At 66.9% G+C, this 10,829-nt stretch carries 4 protein-coding genes and 2 pseudogenes; 3 read left to right on the forward strand and 3 right to left on the reverse strand.

Annotation, left to right across the window (positions count from 1 at the left end; genetic code table 11):
* Window positions 1-4: 4 nt before the first annotated feature.
* Entirely contained in the window at window positions 5-1,339 is a 1,335-nt protein-coding gene (locus tag ACIRFH_RS24490; RefSeq protein ID WP_403524570.1) for a hypothetical protein, read from the reverse strand.
* A 338-nt stretch (window positions 1,340-1,677) separates the two neighbouring features.
* Between ACIRFH_RS24490 and ACIRFH_RS24495 the strand changes: the two genes are divergently transcribed.
* The 3 genes from ACIRFH_RS24495 (at window position 1,678) to ACIRFH_RS24505 (ending at window position 9,404) form a co-directional block, all read left to right on the forward strand.
* Window positions 1,678-6,315, forward strand: a complete 4,638-nt coding sequence (locus ACIRFH_RS24495) for an AAA domain-containing protein (protein WP_403524573.1) — start codon at window positions 1,678-1,680, stop codon at window positions 6,313-6,315.
* Entirely contained in the window at window positions 6,312-7,151 is an 840-nt protein-coding gene (locus ACIRFH_RS24500; protein WP_403524576.1) for a hypothetical protein, read from the forward strand. The genes ACIRFH_RS24495 and ACIRFH_RS24500 overlap by 4 nt, the downstream gene beginning before the upstream one ends.
* 564 nt (window positions 7,152-7,715) lie before the next feature.
* Window positions 7,716-9,404 carry a zinc-ribbon domain-containing protein gene (locus tag ACIRFH_RS24505; protein ID WP_403524578.1) on the forward strand — a complete coding sequence of 563 codons (1,689 nt, stop codon included), beginning with the start codon at window positions 7,716-7,718 and terminating at the stop codon, window positions 9,402-9,404.
* 262 nt (window positions 9,405-9,666) lie between these two features.
* Here ACIRFH_RS24505 and ACIRFH_RS24510 read toward each other — a convergent pair.
* Both ACIRFH_RS24510 and cas5c read right to left on the reverse strand, forming a co-directional pair.
* A pseudogene (locus tag ACIRFH_RS24510) lies at window positions 9,667-10,008 on the reverse strand (MBL fold metallo-hydrolase); the annotation flags it as partial.
* Window positions 9,990-10,675 (reverse strand): annotated as a pseudogene (gene cas5c / locus ACIRFH_RS24515) (type I-C CRISPR-associated protein Cas5c). The pseudogenes ACIRFH_RS24510 and cas5c, both read right to left, overlap by 19 nt.
* Window positions 10,676-10,829 lie beyond the last annotated feature (154 nt).

Genomic DNA, 10,829 nt, shown 5'->3' on the forward strand with positions numbered 1-10,829 from the left:
GACCTCACGCCCATGGGACAGGCTCGGTCTCACCGACCCACCTGTTGGTCCTGGAGAGGTCCTGGTAGGAGCCGCGATAGCCGATCGAGCGGAGCACCAACAGCGCGAGGTAGTGGCGGGTCAGGAGCCAGGTGTCGGCGACCAGTCCTTTGACCCCGTAGACGGGCTCTTGTGTCTCCTTGGGATGCACAAGACGGTTACGGACTCGGGTGACGACGTCGGCGCCGTCCGCCGGCCGAACCCCGTCTACCTGCTGTCTGGTCGCATAGGCAGCGGCTGCAGGCAGACGGTCTGTGCGCACCCTCAGGTCGACCCCGGACTCCGTCAGGAGCATACGCAGCTTGTCATGAGCCGGCCGTGCGCGGGATGCGTACTCGGCTTCAGTGAGCCGACCGCTAAGCACGAGTTCCTGCCACATCACATGCTCCAGTCCGGCAGCTCCACTCATGATCCGCTGTTCGACAAATCCTCGATCGGCAATGGCAGTGATCGCGTACTGCATCTGCAGGCGAAGCGCCTGCCCCTTGCCGGGATCGCGGAAGGTGGGCAGGAGGCAGGCCAGCAGATCTGCCAAGGACTTCTGGTCTTCGGGGTACCACCAGCCGGAGCTGATGCGGCGTGCCGGGTCGCAGAGCATCGGGCCCCACTGGCCCCACACCGTATGCTCCTGGTCGTTCAGGCCGACGGGCAGGGCGGGGGCGACCCACCGGCCGAGCGCGAAGGACAGTCCGACGTGCAGCGCACTGAGAACCGGGGTGACCTCGGCGGACGTGAACGTGGCTCCGTCCAACCGACGGATCTCCATCACATGGGTCATGACGTAGACGTCGGCCTGGCGCACATCAGAGAAGACGGCCTTGTGATCGGGGCGGACGTCGAGCGTGATCCTCCACCCGTCAGCCTCATACACACTGCGTCCGGCCGACACCAATCGCGGCGTCCCATCAGTGACATGCGCCTCAAGGTGGGCTGATCCACGCCATCGGGGCAGATTGAACCAGTGGGCAACAACACGGTCGAGCGGGGCGGTGGGGTCCCCGTAGGAAGTGCCGTTGGACCAGCCGCTCACAGCGTCTCTGGCGGACACCGGTAGTTCGATGCCGAGGTCGAGCAGACTCAGCTCAGTCCTGTCCATAGAGGTGGGGTCATAGTCCTCGGTACGCAACCGCCAAGAGACCCCGGGCTTCGGGGAGCAGTCGTACTGGACAACCCCGGGCACCTCAGCCCCGGCCGGTCCAATGGGTCCGTCGTAGAGGGTGATCGGCTCCCCTGGCGCATTAAAGGGGTACACCGGCGCCAGGGGTTCCTCAGCCTTGAGCTCAGTTGACGAAGCAGCCATGTGCCGGACTCTAGACGTTGCCACCGACATTGGCTGCGCAGTACCGCCGGGCACTGCGCGGCTCCCCCCTCCAAGCTCAGCTCTCCACAACGCGTGCTCGGACGACAACGCGAGAAGGGCCCCCAAAGGGAAGGCGGTGCAAGGACCTGAATCGCTACGCAACGGCCCCACGCTCTGCGCGGGCCCCTCAGAAGCGAGCCCCTCGCCGTCCAATTACAGTGCGTCAATCCAGCCTATACAGCGTGTGGATCACGCCATTCTCCCGAACCGTGTTGTCGTGCCTCCCCGGTCACCCGATTCTGGAACGTTCGTCACCAGCTGAGGGGAGACAGGTAAAGGTGCCACGGTACGCCGCGAACAGCCCTGATGTCATCGGGCAGACCACTGGGCTGATCGGCTTCTTGCGAGAGGTCGTCCAAAGCAGCCACCAGCGTCTACGGGACGACCGGCGTTCGCGGGAGCGTTTGTGGCTCGCCAGTCTGCCGGCCTCTGCACGGCGCCCCGTCGACCGGCCCGACGGCATCCTGCTCACCCTCGACCACGTGCCCCAGGCAGCCCCGCCGCCGCTGCCGGAAGTGCTTGACGGGTGGGTGTCCCCTGAACTGTGCCAGGACGCGGACGGTGAGGATCCGCCGCTCGCGAGCGAGGGACCGGGGAAGGAGTTGGTGCGGGCCGAGGACGGTCGCCAATGGCGGGAGGAGGCCGACGACCACAGCGTTCGCCGCGAAGACGCGGCCGAAGTGTTGCGGGCCTACGGACCGTGGTTGGCCCGGTGGCGACGCTGGGCCGAGCGGGAGCGCGCCGAGCGGGCCCTGCGGGAGCTGTACGAGCAGGTCTACCACTGGCACCAGAAACTGACCCAGCAGGATGACCAGCTCGAACTCGTTCTGGTCACAGGCCTGTTGACATGGAGTGACCCACGCGGCGACGCAGTCCATCGTCACATCCTCACCCACCGGGTGGAGACTTCGGTGGACCGCAAAACCGCCCGGCTCACTGTCCGGCTGACGGTCGAAGGGGCGGTACGGCTGGAGGACCAGGCGTTTCTCGACACCGACGACGGCTGGATCCCCGAGCGGTCGGCCGCGCTCGCCGAGGAGATCGCGGCCCAGCCGCTGCACCTCCTCGGCTCGGAAACCTTGGAACACCTGGCCCAGTGGCAGGAACGCGTACTGCAGCGTCCTGTTACGTTCAGCGCCGAGTGGCAGCCTCCCCGCGAGCCGGAGCCGGGGGCACGCCTCACGTACGCCCCGGCGCTGGTGTTGCGCCCCCGGGACCGAAACGCCCTGTTGAATTTCTATGAGCGAATCGCCGACAGCGTGGCGTCGGAAGCGTACGCACCGTTGGCGCTGGCACAGCTGGTGCTGCCCCTGGACGCCGACGCTCGTGCGAACTGGGACGGGCGAGAGATCCCGCCCCTGTTCGGGGACGACCCGCTCTTCCCGGGCAAGACCAACGAACGCCAGCGCAGTGTGCTGCGGCGCCTGGAACACGACACCGGCGTAGTCGTGCAGGGTCCACCAGGGACCGGCAAGACGCACACCATCGCCAACCTCGTCTCGGCATTGCTGGCCCAGGGGCAGAGGGTCCTGGTGACCAGCGCCCGGGACCAGGCCCTGACCGTCCTGCGAGACAAACTTCCTCCTGCCGTACGCGACTTATGCGTCCTCCTGCTCAGCTCCGCCCGCCAGGACGGGGCGGACGAACTGGAGCGGACGATCAACGCCCTGACTGACCAGGTCGCTGCCAGCGATCCGGAGCAGCTGCGGGACGAGATCCGCCAACTTGCGGGGCAGCGCGAGGAGGTACGTGAACGGATCGCCACACTCACCGAGGAGGTGATCTCACTGCGGGAGGCAGAGGTGTACCGGCACCCGGAGATCGCTCCAGGGTACGGGGGTGTTCTCGCTGACATCGTGCAGCGCGTCCGCGACAACGCCGAGCACCACTCCTGGATCGGCCTGGTTCCGGAGGGCGATCCGGCGTCCTCCTTCCCTCCGCTGTCACCCGCCCAGGCAGCCGAACTGCTGAGCCTGCTGCGCGAGGGCGCCGCGGAACCCCGGGCCGGAGGTACTTTGCCGGATCCCGACACCCTCCCCTCTCCCGAGGATCTGAGTCAGGCTATTGAGGCGGGACGCATCACCGACGATGGCCTGTCCCTCGAGGCGATCGGCATCCGCGACAGTCTCGCGCAACTCGACACCTCCGTCACCGACGAACTGGCCTCGCTCGCGAGCGATTGCCGTACGGCCCTGCACCACCTCGGCCTGCCGTCAAGCGCCAGGCACTGGGACACCGGCAAGTGGACGACGAAAGCCCTGTCCGACCGTCTGTCACGCGAAAACTTCGCCATGTGGCGTCAGGTGGACGCTCTCAACGACCAGCTCACCGAGGTGTCACAGCAGCTGGAAGCCGTCATCACACGGCGCGTGGTCCTGCCCCAGGCGCTCACGGGGCAGCAGGCCGACGCGTTCAGCACCGCCGGCGCCGCCCTGCGAGCCCATCTCGCCGGGGGCGGCAGGCTGCGCAAGCGCGGCAGCCTCCTGGCCTCGAAGGCTCAGAAGGATGCCCAGGACCTCCTCGACGTCTGCTCTGTCGATGGTCATTCGCCCGGTACGACGAGCGAACTCGACGCTGTCCTCGCGCACTTGCAGGCGCTCTCCATCGTGGACGCGATCGCGCACCGGTGGGCGCAGGTAGGCGCCCCCCTCTCCGACGGTCCTTTGGAACTCCGACTGGCGTCATTGACGGAGGCATACACACGCCTGAGGCAGGTCGACGCCTTCGGTGCCTCCCGCGAGCGCATCGACGACGTCCTCGTCCACCACGGCCTGCACATCGATCTCACCTCACGCATGGCCTGGCAGGACTTCACCGATGCACTGGCGGCACTGTCGGATCGGCGGGCCGCGGACGAGGCACTGATCCGACTGGCCACGTGGGAAGCGCAGTTGCGTACACCGTCGGAGGGTTCGCATCCCGCCCCCGAGGCGCTGGCCGCAGCACACGCCATCCGGGAACAGGACACCGAGCGCTATTCCAAGGAACTTGACGCGTTGCGGGAGGCGCATCGGCGCGAGCACAGCCAGCGACGATGCGCTGTGCTCCTGGACAGTCTACGCCGGGCACACCCGCTGCTCGCGGACCAGCTGACGGAGGATCCCGACGTCCCGACCTGGGAAAAGCGACTGGGCTCCCTGGCCGAGGCATGGGCCTGGGCGACGGCCTCCGCGTTCGTGAAGCGCCTACGCACGCCGGGGAGAGAGCGTCAGCTGGAAGGCGAGTTGGCTGAGTGCGAGCGCCGTCTGGAGGCACTAACCGGCGATCTTGCGGCCGCATGGGGCAGATTGCATTGCCTGGAGCGCATGACGCAGGAGCAGCGTTCGGCGCTGCAGGCATACCGCAATCACATGGCTTCGTACGGCAAGGGCAAGGGACGCAACGCGGGCCGCTACCGTGCCGCAGCGCACGACGCCATGCGGACGGCGCAGGGAGCGGTGCCCGCATGGGTGATGCCTATCTCTCAGGTGGCGGAGATGGTGTCGCCCAAGCGCGACGTCTTCGACGTCGTCATCGTCGATGAAGCCAGCCAGGCCGGCATGGACGCGCTGTTCCTGCTGTGGCTCGCTCCCCGCGTGATTGTCGTCGGTGACGACAAGCAGTGCGCGCCTCCGGTCAGCGGCATGGGCCGGCTCCAGGCGATTCAGGACCGGCTCCTCACGCATCTACCGGACATGCCGCCCATGCTGCGCCAGCTCTACACCCCTGCCACCAATCTCTACCAGCTGCTGTCCACGTTCTTCCCGAAGGTGATCCGGCTGGAAGAGCACTTCCGCTGCATGCCCGAGATCATCGGCTGGTCCTCCCGGACCTTCTACAACGACAAGCTGCAGCCGCTTCGGCAGTTCGGCGGTGAGCGCCTTGACCCGCTCGTGACGCACTTCGTCGAGGGAGCCGTCACCCAGGGCCGCGACAGTCGCCTACGCAACCCCAAGGAAGCCGAGGCAGTCGCCGATTGCCTGGCCCGGCTGGTCGAGGATCCCGCCTACCAGGACAAGACCATGGGCGTCATCACCCTGCAAGGCCCGGTGGGGCAGGTCAAGCTGCTGGAACAGTTGATCAACGAGAGGATTCCGGCGCCGGTACGCGAACGCCACCAGATTCGGGTGGGCAATCCCGCCTCGTTCCAGGGAGACGAGCGGCACGTCATCCTGCTGTCGATGGTGGCGACGAACCCGCCACGCATCGCGGGCGGTGCACGCAGCGAACGGCAGGCGTACAACGTCGCCGCCTCCCGGGCGCAGGACCAGATGCGGCTGTTCTACTCGATTCCGCCGGACCGCCTGAAGAACGAAGACCTCCGGTTCAACCTCCTCGCCTACATGGAGAACCCGCCCGCCGTTCTGGCGAGCGCCGACCAGATCGGCGACGTCTCGGCGGATATCCCGCAGGATCCGTTCGAGTCCCTCTTCGAGCAGCAGGTCTACCTGCGCCTGAAGGCACGCGGCTACCACGTCATCCCGCAGTTCCCCGCTGGGAACAGGCGCATCGACCTCGTGGTGGTGGGTGCCCGCAGCCGTCTGGCGGTGGAGTGCGACGGCGACCGATTCCACTCCACGCCCGGGCAGATCCGGCGCGACCAACGGCGCGACCGTGAACTCCAGCGGGTGGGCTGGACGTTCTGGCGTATCCGAGAGAGCGAGTTCCGTTTCGACCCCGACGAGTCACTGACCGGGCTGTGGGCGGAGCTGAACCGGCTGGGCATCCATCCGGCCACCTTCGACGACGCCCGCTCCCCCACCCCATCCACCGCGCCCGCCGCTGTGCAGTGGACCCCGCTCGACCTCTCCTCCGACGAGGACCTGACCGAGGACACGGCGGAAGCCGCGGACACCACCGCCGCAGCAGATCCCCTCGCTGTCCTGCAAACGGCCGAGGACGAGGAACTCGAAGACATCACGGAAGGCTCGGCATGACCCCGCACTCCCCTCTCGGCATCCTGGATGCCAACACCCTGGAGGAACTGGCCCGCGTCATCTGCGGCGACGAACACCTCTACTACCGCAAGGGCTATGAGATCGCCCGGTTCCTGGAACACGCCGGCTGGCAGCGCGTGCCGGAGTACGACGGCGAGTACCGCATGGAGTGGGCCCTCGCACAGCTCACCGAGCGCCGCGAGGACCCCACCGAGCTGGAGAGGGTCCTGCTCCGGCTCGCCGACCCCCGCGAGTACCTCGACGAGCCCGAACAACTCCCCGTCGTCATCTCTGCCGTCAACGCCTTCCTTATCCATGAGGGCGTACGCCTGGAGAACCCCGGCGGCCGCCCCCGCCTCGTCGCCTGCGACCCCTCTCTCGCCCATCCGGGCAGCCAGGGCCCAGTCGAACTCCGAGCCACCATGACCGACCTCATCACGGACAAGAACATGGCCGTCCTCCTCCAGCACCGCCTGGACGAGGCCCACACCTGCTACGCCAACGGCGCCCACGTGGCCGCCATCATCATGCTCGGCAGCCTCCTCGAAGGCGTCCTCGTCCACGTCGTTCACGAGCGTGACGCTTCCCTGCTCGGTCGCACCTCCCCCGACAGGGTGAGCCTGGATTCCCTGATCAAGACCTGTCACGACGCCGGCTGGATCGGGGCCGACGTCGAACGCTTCTGCCACGAGTTGCGCAAGTACCGCAACTTCGTGCATCCGCGCGCCGAGATCCGGGAAGCTCACGCCCCGGACCGCGACACCCTGGACATGTGCTGGCCCGTGGTCAACGCGGTTCTGAACGACCTCGCCGACTCCCAGCCGAAGGCAGTCTGATCGTCCGGACCGCACCGTCCCGTGCTCAGGCTCGTCAGACGAGCCTGAGCACGGGACGGCCCCAGCAGCTCCCGCATTTACGTCCGCTGATGCGGCCTAACCGCATGACCACCACCACTGCAGTCTCTCTCCCCCGGGAGCGACAGCACACGGCGTACTCTTCCCGACGCATCTGGGTCAGGCACGGCATCGCCCACCTCAAGAACCGGCGGGCGCAGACCCGTCCCCCTCGGCCGTCGCGATCACATGAGTGACATAGTCCAGGCCGTCGCCGGCCTGCTCTCCCACCAGCAGACTGTGGACCTGGGTCCTCAATGGCCGAGGTGAGCATCGGTGCCACCGAGGCCCTCGACCTCTCGCCGCTAACCATGCACCAGCTCGTTGCCGAACCATCGGCAACGAGCTGTTCTCGTGCCGTTGAAGTCGCCGACCTGCGAAAATCCTCGCATGAGTTCCACGTTGCCCCGTAAGTCGCCCCAACTGTGCTCCGAGCCGGACTGCGGGGAGCCTGCTGCATTCTCCACACGCACGAAAAGCACCTGGTGCGACACTCACATCACGCACATGCTGCGTGAGGGCGGCCTGGAGCCGCTGGAGCCCTTCACGAAGCCGAAAGCGTGGCGCCTGACCCGATGCCTGGCATGCGGCTGCGAGGCGCACTACCGCTTCGAGTACACCCTGGAAAAGAACACGTACGGGGAAGCGACGTGCCGGGCCTGCTACTGGCGGCAGTGGGCGCGCAAGGCTCGGCAGGCCATGGGTGCGTACGTGGACCTGAGCCCGGTTCCCGAGGCCAAGGCGCGGGAGCACGCCGAGAAGAACGGATACGACTACCTCAGCGCACTGACCACCCCCTCCTTCTCTGACGACCCGCACCATGTCCGGTGCCGGTACTGCGGTCGTGTGAGCGCCGAGCGACTCGGGGACATCGGGTTCGGCTGCCAGTGCCAGATCAACCCTCGGCGTGAGCGGCAGACGACGAAGCGCGCCGGGTCCAAGCAGCGCAATCTCCTCAAGGACAGCGAACTGCCCGTCCTCGACTGGTGGGACCATGAGGAGAACGACACCGCCACCTGGGAAACCGTCACCGTCAAGGCTCTGCGGGAAGCGGCCTGGCGCTGCCCCGACTGCGGACTGCAGTTCAGGAAACGGATCCTCGACATGGTCAACATGAGCGAGTGTCCGGAGTGCGAACCGAAGCGACGCGCCGAATGGAAAGCGCAGCACGCCCGCTACCAGACGACGCCGGTCGCAGACATACCTGAGCTACTCGCCGCCTGGGACGATGACGCGGATCCCCGCATCGTGATGGTCGCGGACTACCAGCAGCGCCAGCTACGCTGCCCACGAGGGCATCGCCCTCGCCAGTCGCCGCTCACGTATCTGCGTAACGGCTGCCCGTCCTGCCGCGGCCAGGACACACGCGCGACGCGTCTCGAGGCAGTCGAGGCCGATCCCGATGCCTTCGGACTCAACACCGAAATCGCCGCACAGTGGCACCCGGCCAAGAACGGCAAGACTCAGTTGTCGAAGGTGTCGCCCCGTTCACGCAAGCTCGTGTGGTGGCGGAATGAAGACTGCGGCCATGAATGGCAGGAGACACCGGCCCGCCGGGAGCAGGGCCAACGTCTGCGCTGCCCGGAATGCCGCACCATCCTCGACTCGCTCGCCTGCCACTTCCCTGATCTGGCGGAGGAATGGTCACCCACGAATCCTCTGTCCGCGTGGCAGGTGCGGCCCACCGCCCAGACCTCGTTCACACCGGCCTGGATCTGCTCCGCGAACCCAGATCACACATGGCAGGCGCCCCTGCCCTCACGGGCGAACGGCAGCGGCTGCCCCGAGTGCCGAGAGCACGGTAAGTCCCGTATAGAGCTCGATCACTGGTCCGCTGCTGAGCGGGCCTTCGGTCGGGCCTCGTCTGGCCAGTCGATACGACACGAGGCATTCGCCCGGCGCGCAAACTGGCTCGTCGACATCACGGTTGAGACATTCGAGGAGCACAAGCTGGCCATCGAATACGACGGTTCCTACTGGCACGCGGACAAGGTCGATCTCGACATCGAGAAGTCCCGCGATCTGCTAGCGGCCGGATACCTGGTGGCCAGGCTACGCGAGCATCCTCTGCCGCCGCTGCCGATCGACAATCCGAACTACGCGGAGTTTGTGGTGTACTCGGCGATGCCTACGCCGGACGAGACGATCAAGAGAGTGAGGGAGTGGGCGAGCAGGCGACCAGTGCCACGGTGCTGAGGCGTGCTTCGGGTGAGATGACCGCCGTCGCCTCACCCGATATCCAGCCCGCTTGATCTGCAGGCTCAGCCCTCCACGATGCCTGTTCGGACGACAACCGCAAACGATCTCGCTCTGGTCGGCAAGGGCACGAAACGTGGCGTGCTCACCGAAGGCTCCCGCCGGGACGGACCATCCAGAGCGCGCACCACACGGTCGCGCTCCTCGCCCGAGAGACGAGCCAGCAAGGCCACGACTCTGCCCAGCTCGTCCTCACCCGACGTCACCGATCACCCGCCAGATCGAGATCACGCTCGGGCGCCTCGACAGGAGTCGGCTTCGGCCGGCGCCACGGATGAGCGATCGGCTGAGACACCCCGCGCCACCAAGCATCCGCGGGCAGCTTCCCCGCCGGCTCGAACGGCTCACCAGGACGAGGAAACGCCACCGCCTGCCCCGCCTCCTCCGCCGCGTCCTTCGTCCACTCCCCCGGCTCCGCCCACGGATGCGGAGCCAGGTTGAACGTGCCCCAGTGGATCGGCAGCATCACACCGCCCGGAGCGCCTCCCTGCAGGTCAAGGTGCGCCTGGACCCCCTGCGCAGGCGTCATGTGAATGTCTGGCCACATGCCAGGCAGCGGCGTATAGTCCGTGTGGTTCTTGGGCCAGAAGTCGTTCTTGATTCTTTCAGCCCACAGCGACTCAACCGCATCCCCCGCTCCTTGTCCGCGCCCAGCGGGGCGACAGGCACCGGCATCACGCCCTGGTGCAGCTGCGCGTGGAACCAGCGGTACCGCTCCCCGCCGGAGGCTGGGAGGATGATGGAGTGCAGCATGACGCCGAGTTCTTCGTCGCGGTCGATCGGCCGGGCGTCCGTCTGCGGTCCGAAAAAGGCGCTGAACTCCCGGCAGCCGAGATAGGGCTCGGAGAAGCAGGCGCCCTTGTCGACGCGTCGGCGGAGCTGATCGCGGTACTTCTGCTCGGGCACGTCCGCGGCGTGCGGAGCACGCAGGATCTGCGCGCGGATCCGGTAGTGCACATCGCGCAGGAGCATGCTGTTGCGCTGATCACGGACTTCACCTCGTTCCGCCGGATCTTCGTCCACTCGATCGGCTTCAGCACCTCGATCGCCGTGATGACGTACACCATCTCCGGCTTCCAGAAGATCGCCTCCAGCACCCCCACTGCGGCCGACGGAGTCATCACCGGGTACGACACCCGCTCCACCTTCAGCTCGGGCCGGGTGAAGCAGGCCAGCGGCCCGGACACCTCCACTACCAGATCGGGAAACATCCATCCCCCATTGCCCCGGTGATCAGCTGAGGCAGGGGCCGTGCTCACGGCCAAACGGAAACCCTCAAGTTGCTTCCTCGGCCTCCGAGTTACCGGAGGAGTCGTAGTGACAGCGAAGAATAGGGCCAGGCACTGACAACGGCCTCTCACCAGC

This window comes from Streptomyces sp. NPDC093586, assembly GCF_044764905.1.
In the GTDB taxonomy this organism is placed as follows: Bacteria; Actinomycetota; Actinomycetes; order Streptomycetales; family Streptomycetaceae; genus Streptomyces.